The organism is Arthrobacter sp. 10T425 (assembly GCF_056393985.1).
Genome location: NZ_JBFTGZ010000007.1, coordinates 84,612 through 98,512 on the forward strand (window position 1 = coordinate 84,612; position 13,901 = coordinate 98,512).

Sequence of the window (13,901 nt, forward strand, 5' to 3'; positions counted from 1 at the left end):
CTGGATTGGAGCAGGATCTAAGCAGTCATTCGGTGCCGCGGGCCTCCCTGATGGGTGCCCGGCGGCGTTTTGGGGCGGCTATTCCGCGGCGTGGCGCGGGGCGGCGTCGTGCTGATCAGCGGGGGCCGCCGCGGCGGCGGGCAGCAGTTCCGGCGGCAGCAGCAGCGGGATGCCGTCCTCGATTTTGTACCGCAGCTTGTTCCCGGCGCCATCTGCCGTGACGGTGACGAGCTCGTCGCCTTCCTGCACCAGGCCGGAGCCGGTGACGGGGCATCGCAGGACAGACAACAGTTCGGAACTGAGCTTGGGCATGGTGAACGCTCCCTGATGGGCGCCGCAACAGGGCGCCGGTGGCTGAGTGGCTGACGGCTTTTTGCAGTTTCCACCCTACCGCCAGTTGACGCCTTAGGAAGGTTCGCGCAGGACGCGCAGATGTCCGCGCCGGACGCCCTCGGCCGGGGCCGGTGCCTCCAGGGCCGGGTGCAGCGTGCGCTGCCCCTTCGCCGTTTCCCCCGCAGCCGGACGGGAGGCCGCTTCTCGGACCGCGTTGGCAAGGGCCAGGAGGTCGTCGGGGCCGGGGCCGGCCGGGGTTGCGGGCATCGCCAGCCGCATGACTTCCCAGCCGCGCGGCACGGTCAGCGAATCGGCGTGCTGTTCGCACAAGTCGTAGCAGTGCGGTTCGGCGTACGTCGCCAGCGGGCCCAGAACGGCCGTGGAGTCGGCGTAGACGTACGTCAAAGTGGCCACCGCAGAATTGCGGCAGGCAGACCTAGAACAAATACGAATTGCACCCACGACATCACAGACTACTCCCCCTCGGACTGGAGGCTGCGCATTGAAACGGCAGTGGTTGTGCCGCGGCGGCGCGGCGGCGGATCGCCGTCGGGGCTGTATCGCGTATTTCATTGCGCGGGTTTAGAGTCAAGATATGCAGTCATCGCACCACGATTCGGGTTTCACGGTCCGGTTGGCTGACCCCGACGCCGGACGCACAGGCGCCGGTTCCGGCCCCGCCGGCGCGCCTCTGGCCGGGTCGCCTGCCGCCGTCCAGGGAAAGACCTTCCGGCAGCGCCGCAGGAACCGGCACGGCCGGGGCCTTCGCGGCGAGCTCATACTCCCCACCCTGCCCGGCTACCGGACCCGCTCCGACCGCTTCGATGACTTCGTCCTGGACTCGGCCCAGCGGCTGCACGACATCTGGGGCAAGCCGCTCGACGGCGTCCGCTTCGCCGTTGACGAGATCCCCCCGGGCCTGGAGCAGCTCGTGGCGGACCGCACGCCCGCGCCGATGGGCGCTTTCACTGCTGCCACGGCCGAGGACGGACCGGTCATCACGCTGTACCGCCGGGTGGTGGAGCAGGTGTGCGGAACCCGGGACGAACTCCAGGACCTCGTGCACGACGTCGTCGTGGAATACACGGCCGAGATGCTCGGCGTACCGCCGGAGTCCCTCGACCCCGTCTACCGCCGCCGGTACTAGCCCGAGCCTGCTTCCGGTCTGCCCCCGGGCCTAGTAGCCCAGCGTGACGGGGATCTGCCGTTGTCCTGCCGCTTCCGGCGCCAGCGCCACCGCGGAAATGTCCTGCCGCCCGTCCTGCGCCAGAACAAGTGCCCCGTACGCCGGATCCCCGGCGGCGGACACCACATACCCCACGAGCGGCGAGCCGCCCACGTCAGCGGGGATCTTGATGGAAACGGTGGTTCCGCCGGCAATGTCGGCGGTGCCCGCGGTCCGGATCTTGCCGTCCGCAGTGATTGGCGTGTAGGTCACGGTCGCCCGGCCGGCGGGGGCACCGAGAACGAGCTGCCGGTCGCCCGTGCGCGGAACCGCAACGATGTGCTGGCTGCCCAGCCGGGCCGAGGCGGCGGAAAACGCGATGTCCGCCGCGTCTCCGGCCTGCAGTCCCCGCGTGAGCCGGGCAGTGGCCGCAAACGAGACATCCGAGCTCGCCGCCACGGTGTAGGTCCCGGCCGGGACCCCGGCCAGGGAAACCTCCGTGACCGCGCCGGCCTTCGCCGTCACCACGCCTCCCCCGGGCAGCGCCTTCTGGCCGTCGGGACCATACAGCTTGATCTCGACCACGGCGTCGGTGGCCCCCGGCACGGCGACTTCGAGGGCCGGTCCGGCGTCGGCGAAGCCGGGCTTTGCCTTGAGCGCGGCCAGCGCCGCGGGATCCTGGATGTCGAGGCCGGCGGCCACCTGGCTGACGGACGGGGCGGTGCCGGGGGTGATGAAGTCGACGCCGCCGGGCGTGAGGCCGCGGAGCACGCTTTGCTGGATCACGGCAGCCACCGGGCCGCCGGTGCTGCGGACCCGCACGCCGAGCCGTTCCTGTCCCGGCGCGAGCCCGGCCAGGATGATGGAGCGGGTGCTGCCGGGCGCCACCAGCAGGCCGCGGCTTCCGGGAGCCTGGATCGGGCCCTCGGAGCCAAAGAGGTCCAGGCTCACCGTCGCCGGCGTGCTGGAGGCATTGGTCAGGTTCAGGACCGCCGACCGGCCGAGCGCAGTGTTGGCGCCGACCAGCCAGAGATCGTTGCCGGGCTGCTGGCACGCGGCAGCCGCGGAACCCTGGAGGTCCCCGTCCTCGGCCGTGTAGCTCAGGACGGCGCCGGCAGCTGCCTGGTGGTTGTTTTGGGCATCGGCGCTGAGGACGCTGATGTTGTCCACCTCGCGCTGGGGCACGACGCCGGCGACCAGCACGGGCGTGCGGGCCGCAGCCGCGGAAGCCGGGGGCGCGGAAGCTGTTGGCGCGGTGCCCGGCGCGATGTCGGCGAGGGAGGCACCTTTAAGCGGGGCGAGCCGGCTGCCGGGGATTATGCCGGCGCTTGAGCCGAGCACGGCGGCGCTGACGGCTGTCTTCGCGGTGGCGGATTCCGGACTGAACTGGGGGTCGGTGCCCACGGGGGTGCCCTCAAGCAGCCGGGCCGGGCCCGGGCAGACCCCGACGCTGCTGCCGGCCGGAACCGCGGCGACGGGGGCCTCGAGCTGCCTGCTGGCGGGGTTCTGGGGCGTCAGCGACGCCGCCGATACCAGGCCGCCGCCCGCGGCAACGAGGGCCACCGCGGAGAGGATGCCGCCGATCACTCCGGCCCGCGGCAGCCGCCGCTTCCGCGGCGACGGACCCGTCTCGGCTTCCGTTTCGGTTTCTTTTTCGTTGTCGCCCTTAGACATGCTGATGTTCCTTACGCAGGGAGGCTTCGTCCCTGGACAGGCCGGTGTTGGACCGGCGGGCAGGCATGGGCACGGCGAGGAGGACGGTCAGCCCGATCATCACGGCCTGCGCAATCCCGATCAGGACGGCCCACGGCGCTTCGTAACGGATGCTCAACTGGCCGCCCTGGGCCGGCAGTGTGAAGGCCTGCGACCATCCCGACGTTGTTGAGGTCAGGCGGCGCCCGTCAAGCCAGGCGCTCCAGCCCGGATCGGCCCGCTCGGCGAGCACCACAAGGCGGCCCTCGGGGCCGGCCGGGACCGTGCCGGCCGCCGAGACTTCTTCGGACGGGAGCAGTCCGATGGCGGCGCCGCTGCCGTCCACTACCCGGACCCGGTGCGCGACGTCGGAGTCCGCGATGCCGGGCCGGTCCTGCGGGCTGACCCGCCAGAGCCAGCCCGTCCCCGTCTGGCCGACGGCGACAAGTCCGGGGACTGCGTCCATGCGGCTGGCCGTCAATTCGGAGGCTGAATCGGCAACCCGGAGCACGACAAAGCCGACGCCGAGCCGCTCGAGGTCCTCCCGCGGATCCACGCCTTCGCCGGCGACGATGGTGGCCACGACGTTCCGGAGCGATCCGGCGACGGCATCGTCGTCGCGGACCGTCTCCTGGCCCGGCGCTCCCATGATGCCGCGGGCGGCGGCGATCGTTGAGAGCGCGTCCAGGGTGGTCCCGGCTCCGCGCATGAGTGTTGCGTCGAAGCTTCCGTCCTCGTTGCTGGCAATCAGGAGCGTCCTGGACTGTTCCGGGCCCTCGCCGCGATCAACCGCCGTGGCGGGCAGCGTGCGGGCCTGGGCAGGCTGGACGAGCCTCGGGGTCCCGAGACCGGAGGGTCCCGCGGTGGCTGCCGCTGCCTGTGTCGGTGTCTGCGACGCGGGCTGCAGCAGGTTTTGTGCGGTCCACACGGTGAACCCGGCCAGGGGCGCAGCCAGCAGCAGGACCATGGATGCCGCGGCCGTACCGCGGATCAGGACCTTCCGTGCCAGCCCGGTGCCGGCGGTCCGGTCGGCGGCGTCCAGGAGCCCTTCGGCTCCGATCAGGGCAGCGCCCAGGAACGCGAACGCGGCCGCCGAAACGGCGGGGCCGGGGAACGGAGTGACCAGGACCTCGGCGCTGGCGCCGGAGGCGACATGCCCGGCGAGCCAGCCGCCGGCCAGCATCAGGACGGCCACGGCCCACAGGCCCCGTGCCGTCCGGGTGCGTCCGGCCAGCACAAGCCGGCGCGGCATGAAGAGTGCGGCCAGGGCCAGCAGCAGCACCGGCAGCCCCAACAGCAAGGCCAGCAGCAGTGCCCACGGCAGACCGGCCGGCCCGGCGGAACCTGCGGCGGACCCGCCGAAGGCGCTGAGCCCGGTGAGTCCGGCGCCGGCGTCGAAGTTCAGTGGCTGCCCCAGGGCCTGTTGCCACAGTGGGGCGGCGTCGAAACCGAGCGGCAGACCCGGGTCGGCCAGGAGCGCCCGCGGCCGGTCCAGGACCGAGAAGGCGAAGGGCAGGAACAGTGCCAGGCTGGGCAGGAGCGCCCACCACACCGTGCGGCCGCGCCGGCCCAACAGCACGCCGCAGAGGGCCACGACGGCCATGGACGGCAGCAGCAGCGAGGGCGCCGCGGCGGTGACCACGGCCAGGGCGAGGCCCGCGGCGGCCGCAGCCGTCCACGACGGCGTCCCGTTGACGCCGGGACGGGCGGCCGGCGTGGGGATGAGCCGTCCCTGCCCCGGGGCCGGGACGGCATGGATGCCGCGGCCCGCGGCCGTGCCGGTCGCCCGGAGCAGCGCCAGGACGACCACCGGGATCATGACGTGCGCGACCAAGGCGCCGAGCCGGCCCTGGTTCAGGGACACCTGGAGTGCCGGCGCCGCGGCCCACAGCAGGGCGGCCGCAAGGCGCAGCCTCCGGCGGGCAGTCAGGGCGCCGGCAGCGAACCACGCGCCCAGCGCAGACAGCGGCATGGCGAGGATCAACAACCAGCCCACGCCGCCGTTGGCATCGCCGGCGCCGAGCACACCGAGCACCCACAGCAGGTAGCCAAAGGGGTCGCCGTGGCCCGGCAGGCCCGCGCCCAGACTGATCCACCAGGTGGAGGCATGGTTCCAGATTTCGGAGAGGCGCAATGAGACGGGGATCAGCGCGCCGCCGGAGACGGCCGGGGCCCGGAACAGGCTAAGCAGCCCTGTCAGGGAGACCGCCAGGGTCAGGAGTATGGCCAGCACCGCACCGCTGCCCACCCAGCCGCGGTCCGGGGTGGCGATGGCTGCGAAATCGTCAGCATTGCCGGTGTTCCCGGTGGGCTGCTCGGCCAGCGGACCGGGACCTGTCAATTCGCTGCCGAAGTCGTCGGCGCCGAGCGCCTCAATCAGGGAGCGCCGGTGCGCCCAGACCTCACGGCGCGGCGTCTGCAGTCCTTTCATGACGGAGCGCCGGATCCGGCGGGTGCGCGCGGCGTTGCGGCGTCCGCGGACCACCGCCGCCGGGCGGCCCAGTGCGGCAAAGGTCGCCAGCAGTTGGGAGAACCCGTGTCCCGGGTCCTTGACCGCAATGCTCAGGACGAGTTTGAAGAGGCTGCCCAGGAGGGCGCCGGCCGCGTGCAGCGGGACTTTCCAGCCGGCCGCGTGCTTGAGCCGCAGGTGCACCTGTGCCTTGCGTGCGGCCGTCGCGTTGCCAAGGGCGTGGGGACGGTGCGAGACATGGAACATCCGGGCGCTGGGGACCACCACCACGCGGTGCCCGGCGAGGCGGTTGCGCCAGCAGAAGTCGACGTCGTCGCCGCTGCCGGGCAGGGCCGGATCGAAGCCCCGGAGCTCCTCCCAGATGTCGCGGCGGACCAGCATGCCGGCGGAATTGACCGCAAAGGTATCGCTGCGGCCGTCGTACTGGCCCTGGTCGAGCTCGTCGGCGTCGATCAGCGTCAGCCGCTCGGCCCAGCGGCTCGTGGAGAGCCCGACGTCGATCAGCCGCCGCTCGGCATGCCAGTCCAGCTGCTTGCAGCCTGCAACCGTGACCGACGGCGCCCGCTCGACCGCACGGAGGAGTTCGGCCAGGGCCTCGGGTGCCGGTGCGGCGTCGTCGTGCAGCAGCCAGATCCAGTCGGTGCCCGGCGCCGTGGCGGCGGAGCCCTCCGCAGGCCACGGCGCGAGGGCCTTGAGCCCGGCTATGACGGCGCCACCCATGCCGGACCTGGGCTGGTCGAAGACAGTGACGTTGGCCTTGCCCAGTTCCTGTTCAAGGAGGGCGGCGGAGTGGTCGCGGGATCCGGTGTCGACACCGATCACGGCGTCGGCGGGCCGTGTTTGGGCCGCCAGCGCCGCAAGGGTCCTGGGGAGAAAATCACCGCCGTCGTGGGAGACCACGACGGCGGTGACTCGTACTTCTTGAAGAATTAGACTGCTCGCTTCCTAAGCCGGCGCCGCTCGCGCTCGGAGAGGCCTCCCCAGATCCCGAAGCGCTCGTCGTTGGACAAGGCGTACTCGAGGCACTGGGAACGCACGTTGCAGGCGCCGCAGACTTTCTTGGCGTCGCGGGTGGAGCCGCCCTTTTCTGGGAAGAAGGCTTCGGGATCAGTCTGGGCGCACAGGGCATCGGTCTGCCAGCCGAGCTCGCCCTCGTCGTCGAATTCCTGCCGGGACGGCAGGCCGATCCAGACTGGCTGCCCGGCGGTACCGGAACCGGGCGAATGGAGCTCCATCGGCGGGTCGAGGAGATCGGTGTCATGATCCGGGCCGGACAGGAGCTCGTCGTGCGCTGCGAGGAAGGCCGTGGCGGCCTCCTGCAGGGAATCCTTGGTGTGTTCGTTATAGCGGTCAGCTGCGTCCGGATCCGCCGGATCTACGTACCAGTCAGTCGGCACGCCGCGCGACCGGTATTTCGCCGTGGCCTGGCCGGCAACTACGGCATCTTCATGGATACGCTCTGCTAGCCCCATGGCGTCCCCCTCCTGATTTGCAGCCACTGCAAGACCCCCTTGGACACTCGGTTGAGTGCCGGTTTTTGTGCAGTGGCTTTAGATAACTAATTACACGCGTGTAAGTATCCGGGAGTCAAGCCACGGCGGAGATAATAATCAACTTGATACACAAAGTGGAGGCACGCCACGCCCGGAATTTTTTCGCCTCTCCCGCGAGAACCCGCGGAATAATCAGGGTACTGAGCACTTTTGGGGCTTTTCATTGAATTTTCGGGAAATTTTCCCGCGCCCTGCGCGGACCCCGCCGAACGCCGGGGCCGCCGAGGTGACGGACGTCACGGAGCCGGGGACTGATCGGCCGCGACAACAGCCGTGGCAAGATGAGGGCATGAGCATTCCGGCAATCGACCTGATGACAGCGCTGCGGTCCGGCCAGGCCACGGCGCCCCGGCTGACCTGGTACGGCCCCGATTCGGAACGGGTTGAACTCTCTGGCCGCGTGCTGGACAACTGGGTCGCGAAGACTTCCAACCTGCTGCAGGACGAACTCGACGCCGAACCGGGCATGCGGCTGCGCCTGGACCTGCCCGCGCACTGGAAGTCGGTGATCCTGGCCCTCGCGGCCTGGCAGCTTGGCATGGAAGTGGTCTTCGACGACGCGGAGGCTGACCTGCTTGCCACCGCGGACCCGGGTCCGGGCGCTGCCGCGGGCGGGTTCGACGCCGTCCTGGCCGTGTCTTTGCCGGCACTGGCCATGCGGTGGACGGGTGAACTGCCCAGCGGCGTCCTCGACTACGCCGCCGAGGTCCGCTCCCACGGCGACATTTTCATGCCCCACGTGGATCCGGAGGCGGGACGTCTCGCCGTCCGCACCTCCGACGGCGCAGTCCATGCGCACGGGGCGCTCCTGGACGGTTTTGCCGCGGCCCAGGGCCCCGGGCTGCGGCTGCTCGTTCCGGCGGCCGACGGCCTCGAAACCGTCCTTGCGCAGTCATTGGGAACCTGGAAGGCCGACGGTTCCGTGGTCCTGGTGCACCCCGAGGTAGAGGTGACCGGCAAACTGCGGGACGCCGAGCGCATCAGCGGGAACTGATCCCCACGCGCTGAATCCCCGGCACTGATCCCCCGGGCAGTGATCCCCAGCCGCTGATTCCCCGGGACGGCGGTTCCTTAGGCCGGCGGGCCGGGCAGTTCCGGATCGTTGACGGGTTCCCTGACGGCTGCCGTGGCAACCGGCTGGGAGTGCGGGTGCCGTTCGATGATCTCGTGGTCGTGCGAGAACTCGGGCTCTGCGTCGAGTTCCTGGTTGAACACCAGGAAGCGGTAGGCAAAGAACCGGACCACGGTCGCGACCAGGATGCCGACCACCCCGGCGAGGAAGAGCATGTTCTTGTCGGTGACTCCCATGCCGTACTTCGCGACGGCGGTCAGGCCGGTGGAGATGCCGATGCCGATCCCGTTGATGATGAGGAACATCACGAACTCGCGCAGCACGTTGGCCTGCCGGCGGTGCCGGAACGTCCAAAAACGGTTCGCAACCCAGGAAAAGACCGTCGCCACGCTGGCCCCGAAGAAGCGGGCCTTGGCCTCGCTGTCGGTCATGGGACCGTGCATCAGGTAAAACGTCAGTCCGTTGTCGATGACGAACGCGATGCCGCCGACGGCACCGAACTTGGCCACTTCGCGCCAGAACAGCGAGGCAAGCCCGCGCATGCGCTCGTTAAGTGTAGTAATCATGACCCTCCGTGGCCTTCTGGAACTGTCGGCCATTGGGCCAAACGCCCATTTTAGCGCCGTTTCCGGGGAGTCCGCCCGCAGCGGCCGCTCAGACGGCTCCCTGCGGACCCGGCGGCGGGCGCCGGGCGGGCGGGTGCGAAACCCCCGTCCCGGCACCGTTCCCGCGCTTGCCAATCCCCAAAAGCCGGGTTCCCGTGAGGTTTTCGGTAGGCTGGGACTTGTGACTTTTCCTGTAATCGGTGTTGTTGGCGGCGGCCAGCTTGCCCGCATGATGGCCCCTGCCGCGACCGCCCTGGGCTTTGAGCTCCGTGTTCTCGCCGAAGGCGAGGACGTCTCCGCAGTCTCTGCCGTGGCTAACGCCCCGGTTGGCGACTACAAGGACCTGGAGCATCTGCTCGAGTTCTCCCGCGGCCTCGACGTCCTGACCTTCGACCACGAACACGTCCCCACGGCGCACCTGCGGTCCTTGATCGGTGCCGGCGTGAACGTCCATCCCGGCCCGGATGCCCTGGTCAACGCCCAGGACAAGCTGGTGATGCGCGCCGCGATCGACCGGCTCGAGCTTCCGAACCCCACGTGGGCCTCCGTCGCCAATGTCGCGGACCTCGTCGCCTTCGGCGAGCAGACCGGCTGGCCGGTGGTGTTGAAAATGCCCCGCGGCGGCTACGACGGCAAGGGCGTGCGCATCGTGTCCTCGGCCGAGGACGCGGCGGCCTCCGCCGACTGGTTCGAGGCCATGTCCCCCCTGCTGGCCGAAGCCAAGGTGGAATTCAGCCGGGAGCTCTCGGCCATGGTCGCGAGGACGCCTGACGGTGAAACACGGGCCTGGCCGGTGGTGCACACCATCCAGGTGGACGGGGTGTGCGATGAAGTCATTGCCCCGGCCCTGGACATCTCCGTCGATGTTGCCGCAGCCGCGGAAAACGCCGCGGTCCGGATCGCCGGCGAACTCGGCGTGACCGGTGTCATGGCCGTCGAACTCTTCGAGACCCCGGGCGTGGGCGCAGGGTTCCTGATCAATGAACTCGCCATGCGCCCGCACAATACCGGGCACTGGACCCAGGACGGCTCGGTGACCAGCCAGTTCGAGCAGCACCTGCGGGCCATCCTGAACCTGCCGCTGGGCGCCACTGACCTGCTGGGGCCCGTCGTGGTGATGAAGAACTTCCTCGGCGGCGCCAACCAGGACCTCTATTCCGCCTTCCCCGCCGCCCTCGCGAGCGAACCGGCCGCGAAGGTGCACTGCTACGGCAAGGCCGTCCGGCCCGGCCGGAAGATCGGCCACGTCAACCTGGTCGGAACCTCAGCCGCCGACGTCGACTCCGTGCGGCAGCGGGCCACCACCGTGGCCGACATCATCCGGAACGGCCGGGCCCACGCCGGCGCAATGCCGGCAACCTCCGAGGAGACCGCATGAGCACCGCAGCCAGCCCCGAAGCCAACAAAGCGGGAACCCCTCTTGCCGGCACCCGCGCGGCGACCCCGCTCGTGGGCCTCGTGATGGGCTCGGATTCGGACTGGCCGGTCATGGAAGCCGCCGCCGAAGCCCTCGCCGAGTTTGGAATCCCGTTCGAGGCCGACGTCGTCTCGGCCCACCGGATGCCCACGGAGATGATTCGCTATGGCCAGACGGCCCACGAGCGCGGTCTTCGCCTGATCATTGCCGGCGCCGGCGGGGCCGCGCATCTTCCCGGCATGCTGGCCTCGGTCACTCCCCTGCCGGTGATCGGCGTCCCCGTGCCGTTGAAGACCCTGGACGGCATGGATTCCCTGCTGTCCATCGTGCAGATGCCGGCAGGCGTTCCGGTCGCCACCGTCTCGATCGGCGGCGCGCGCAACGCCGGCCTCCTGGCCGTGCGCATGCTGGCCTCGGGCACGGACGAACTGGCAGTCCAGCTCCGGGCGGACCTCCTGGAGTTCGCCCGGGAGCTGAACGACGTCGCAACCCGGAAGGGCGCGAACCTGCGGCACAAGGTCAGCGAAGTGTTCGCCGCCGGAAACGTCACCCCGCGTAGCGGCAATTAAGGCAGCCATTAGGAATCCCGGCATGAGCAGCAGCTACGCCCCCACACACGGCCCTGAGCAGTCCGGGCGGGCACTGGGCGACCCGGTCCGGCATCCCTCCGGCGCCCCGTCCCCGGTGCTCACCAAGCGGGCGTTCGTCCTGATCCTCATGACGCTGCTGGTTCCCGGCAGCGCCCAAACCGTCGCGGGCAGCCGCCGGCTTGGACGGGCCGCGCTGCGCGTGACCTTCACGGTCTGGGCGCTGGCCCTGCTGGCCGTGCTGCTCCTGCTCGTGTCCCGCTCCACGCTGATCAACCTCCTCACCGGCACGGTGCCCTCGCTCCTGCTGGTGCTCGGCCTCGCCTGCCTGGCCATCGGCTGGGCCGCCCTGTTCCTGAACACCTTGCGGCTGATCCGGCCCGGGACGCTCGCCCCCAGGATCCGTCCCGCGGTGGTGCTGGCGCTCGTGCTGGCCATGATCCTCAGCAGCGGATCCCTGGGCTACGCGGCCTATCTGCTCAATATCAGCCGCAACGCCATCGGCAGCATCTTCTCCGGCTCCGGCCCCACCCTTGAGCCGTCCGATGGCCGGTACAACTTCCTGATGATGGGCGGCGACGCCGGAGCGGACCGCACGGGCCGCCGCCCGGACAGCCTCTCGGTGATCAGCGTCGATGCCAAGACCGGCAGCACGGCGATCATCTCCGTGCCCCGCAACCTCCAGAACGCCCAGTTCAGCGCGGAATCGCCGATGCGCCAGGTGTACCCGGATGGCTACAACTGCGGCGACGAATGCCTGATCAACGCGATCAACACCGAGGTTACCAACCAGCACCAGGACCTCTATCCCGGGGTGGCCGACCCGGGGGCGCAGGCCACCCTCGAAGCGGTGTCCGGAACGCTGGGCATCAAGGTCCAGGCCTACGTGCTCGTGGACATGGACGGTTTTTCCAAGCTCATCGACGCCATGGGCGGAATCCGGATCAAGGCCGGCGGCTGGGTCCCCATCAGCGGGTCGATGGTGGATGAGGCCAACGGCATCCACGGCATGCCGGACGGCTGGATTCCGGCCGGAGACCAGACACTCGACGGCTTCCATGCCCTCTGGTACGGCCGGTCCCGGGAATTCGTGGACGACTATGCCCGCATCCAGCGCCAGCAGTGCGTGCAGCAGGCGATGCTGAAGCAGCTCGACCCGGCAACACTGCTGGCCAAGTTTGAGGACATCGCCAAGGCCGGGACCAAGGTGGTCGAGTCGAACATCTCCTCCGGCCAGCTCGGCAGTTTCGTGGACCTGGCCATGAAGGCCAAGGGACAGGACGTCAGCCGCCTGACCATCGGTCCGCCGGACTTCGACGCCGCCTTCTCCACGTCCCCGGACTTCGACGTCATCCATGCGCGGGTGGCCAAACTGCTGGCCAGCCCGTCCGCCGGCGCCGCCGCCGCAACTGACGATGCGGTCCTGCAGCCCGGAACGGCCGCCGGGCCGGTCTCCGCCGCCGGCCCCGTCCCGGCCACCGATCCCCCGCCCGCGCCGTCGGACTTCACCCCCGTGACCACCACGCCGGACGGCGAGCAGATCACCGAAGAGATGCTGAACCAGTTCAAGCGCAACGGCGACGAACAGTCCATCCGCGACCTCGTCGCCACCAACGGACAGTGCGCGCCGCTCTAACCCCGGCAGCAGCCTTGACCGCAGCAGTGCGACCACATTTCTTTGACGAGACATTTCATTGATCAGACAGGGACCAGGCCATGTACGAACTTGAGAACGTCCTCCGGCCCTACGCCTGGGGCTCCCCGACGGCCATCGCCGGGCTGCTGGGCAGGCCGGCTTCCGGCGGTCCTGAAGCGGAGCTTTGGATCGGCGCCCACCCGGACTCCCCGTCCGTCGCGCTGACGCCGGCGCCCGGCGGTGCCGGCCGGCACGCACCCGCAACGCACGACGGCGGACGGCTGCCGCTGGACGCCCTGATCGCCGGGGATCCGGAACATTGCCTGGGCAGCGCGAGCGTGGCCGCTTTCGGTCCGCGCCTGCCGTTCCTGCTCAAGGTCCTCGCGGCTGAGGCGCCCTTGTCCCTGCAGGTGCACCCGACGCTCGCCCAGGCCCGGGAGGGCTTCGCGCGCGAGGAAGCCGCCGGCGTCGACCCCGCCGCAACGGAGCGCAACTACAAGGACGATAACCACAAGCCCGAAATGATCTTCGCGCTGACTCCGTTCGAGGCCCTCTGCGGGTTCCGGCCGGCCGCGGAATCCCGTGCGGTCTTCCAGCATCTGGCGGCGTGCTTCGAGCTCGCCGGGCTGGAGCTGCCGCCGCTGGTCCAGCTGCTGCTCGAGGACCTGGCGCGGCCGGACGAACCCGTGGCCCTGCGCTCCGCCTTCGAACGCCTCATCACCGGCGGCGGGGACGTCGCCGAGGCGACGGCGACGATCGTTGCGGCTCTCGTCTCCGGTGCCCCGATGGCCGGGCACGAGGCGGAACTGTCCACCGCGGTGAGCCTGAACGGCCGGTACCCCGGAGATCCGGGAGTGCTGATTTCCCTGCTGCTGAACCGGATTTCCCTCGCCCCCGGTGAGGCCGTGTACCTCCCGGCCGGCAATGTCCATGCCTACCTGCACGGCCTCGGCATCGAGGTCATGGCGTCCTCGGACAACGTGCTCCGCGGCGGGCTCACGCCGAAATTCGTCGACGTGCCGGAACTGCTGAAGACCGTGGCGTTCGAGGCCGTCGACGTGCCCATGCTCCCCGCCGAGACCACCATGCTGGGCCAGGAACTCTTCCGGCCGCCGTTCCGGGAATTCCAGCTGCAGCGAATTGTTGTGGCGCCCGGCGCGGAGCCCGTCCCGTTGGCGCAGTCCGGTGCCGCCGTCGTCATTGTCACCCACGGCTCCGTCCGCCTCGACTCCCCCAAGAGCGAGCTCCGGCTCGAACGGGGCGCCAGTGCCTTCCTGCCCGCCGCCGAGGCACCGGTCAATGTCCACGCCGTCTCCGGCGCCACCGGCCCCGCCCTGGCATTTGCCGTCACCACCGCATTGGAAGCCTGAC

At 70.1% G+C, this 13,901-nt stretch carries 12 protein-coding genes; 6 read left to right on the forward strand and 6 right to left on the reverse strand.

Annotated features, from left to right (window positions below; translation table 11 throughout):
• Positions 1 to 78: 78 nt before the first annotated feature.
• Positions 79 to 312: a hypothetical protein gene (locus tag AC1DDH_RS10160; RefSeq protein ID WP_223914147.1), complete on the reverse strand. Its 234-nt coding sequence runs from the start codon at positions 310 to 312 to the stop codon at positions 79 to 81.
• A gap of 93 nt (positions 313 to 405) precedes the next feature.
• The gene (locus AC1DDH_RS10165; RefSeq protein ID WP_476856560.1) at positions 406 to 795 is read right to left on the reverse strand and encodes a DUF3499 domain-containing protein; all 390 of its coding nucleotides are present in this window, start codon (positions 793 to 795) and stop codon (positions 406 to 408) included.
• A gap of 133 nt (positions 796 to 928) precedes the next feature.
• Between AC1DDH_RS10165 and AC1DDH_RS10170 the strand changes: the two genes are divergently transcribed.
• The gene (locus tag AC1DDH_RS10170) at positions 929 to 1,480 is read left to right on the forward strand and encodes a metallopeptidase family protein (RefSeq protein WP_028277395.1); all 552 of its coding nucleotides are present in this window, start codon (positions 929 to 931) and stop codon (positions 1,478 to 1,480) included.
• Between the two features lie 30 nt (positions 1,481 to 1,510).
• On the opposite strand, the gene AC1DDH_RS10175 is transcribed toward AC1DDH_RS10170, so the two are convergent.
• The 3 genes from AC1DDH_RS10175 to AC1DDH_RS10185 are packed head-to-tail and all read right to left on the reverse strand — an operon-like array spanning position 1,511 to position 7,132.
• Entirely contained in the window at positions 1,511 to 3,172 is a 1,662-nt protein-coding gene (locus AC1DDH_RS10175; RefSeq protein ID WP_476955369.1) for a DUF5719 family protein, read from the reverse strand.
• Complete coding sequence (locus AC1DDH_RS10180; RefSeq protein WP_476955370.1) at positions 3,165 to 6,560, reverse strand: glycosyltransferase family 2 protein; 3,396 nt, start codon at positions 6,558 to 6,560, stop codon at positions 3,165 to 3,167. Before AC1DDH_RS10180 ends, AC1DDH_RS10175 begins: the two co-directional genes overlap by 8 nt.
• 29 nt (positions 6,561 to 6,589) lie before the next feature.
• A complete protein-coding gene (locus tag AC1DDH_RS10185; RefSeq protein WP_476955421.1) occupies positions 6,590 to 7,132 on the reverse strand; it encodes a WhiB family transcriptional regulator in 543 nt (180 codons plus the stop codon).
• Between the two features lie 370 nt (positions 7,133 to 7,502).
• Between AC1DDH_RS10185 and AC1DDH_RS10190 the strand changes: the two genes are divergently transcribed.
• Positions 7,503 to 8,207, forward strand: coding sequence for a TIGR03089 family protein (locus AC1DDH_RS10190; protein WP_476849079.1), 705 nt, complete (start codon positions 7,503 to 7,505; stop codon positions 8,205 to 8,207).
• Positions 8,208 to 8,284: 77 nt separating this feature from the next.
• On the opposite strand, the gene AC1DDH_RS10195 is transcribed toward AC1DDH_RS10190, so the two are convergent.
• Positions 8,285 to 8,851 (reverse strand): GtrA family protein, encoded by a 567-nt coding sequence (locus tag AC1DDH_RS10195; protein ID WP_223914153.1) that lies wholly within the window; start codon positions 8,849 to 8,851, stop codon positions 8,285 to 8,287.
• Between the two features lie 268 nt (positions 8,852 to 9,119).
• Between AC1DDH_RS10195 and AC1DDH_RS10200 the strand changes: the two genes are divergently transcribed.
• The 4 genes from AC1DDH_RS10200 to manA all read left to right on the forward strand — a co-directional run bounded on the left by AC1DDH_RS10200 (position 9,120) and on the right by manA (position 13,900).
• Entirely contained in the window at positions 9,120 to 10,268 is a 1,149-nt protein-coding gene (locus tag AC1DDH_RS10200; RefSeq protein ID WP_476859218.1) for a 5-(carboxyamino)imidazole ribonucleotide synthase, read from the forward strand.
• Positions 10,269 to 10,351: 83 nt separating this feature from the next.
• Positions 10,352 to 10,876 carry a 5-(carboxyamino)imidazole ribonucleotide mutase gene (gene purE, locus AC1DDH_RS10205; protein WP_476955422.1) on the forward strand — a complete coding sequence of 175 codons (525 nt, stop codon included), beginning with the start codon at positions 10,352 to 10,354 and terminating at the stop codon, positions 10,874 to 10,876.
• A 22-nt stretch (positions 10,877 to 10,898) separates the two neighbouring features.
• Positions 10,899 to 12,530 carry an LCP family protein gene (locus AC1DDH_RS10210; protein WP_476955371.1) on the forward strand — a complete coding sequence of 544 codons (1,632 nt, stop codon included), beginning with the start codon at positions 10,899 to 10,901 and terminating at the stop codon, positions 12,528 to 12,530.
• Between the two features lie 80 nt (positions 12,531 to 12,610).
• Entirely contained in the window at positions 12,611 to 13,900 is a 1,290-nt protein-coding gene (manA, locus tag AC1DDH_RS10215; RefSeq protein ID WP_476955372.1) for a mannose-6-phosphate isomerase, class I, read from the forward strand.
• The last annotated feature ends 1 nt before the right edge of the window (position 13,901 follow it).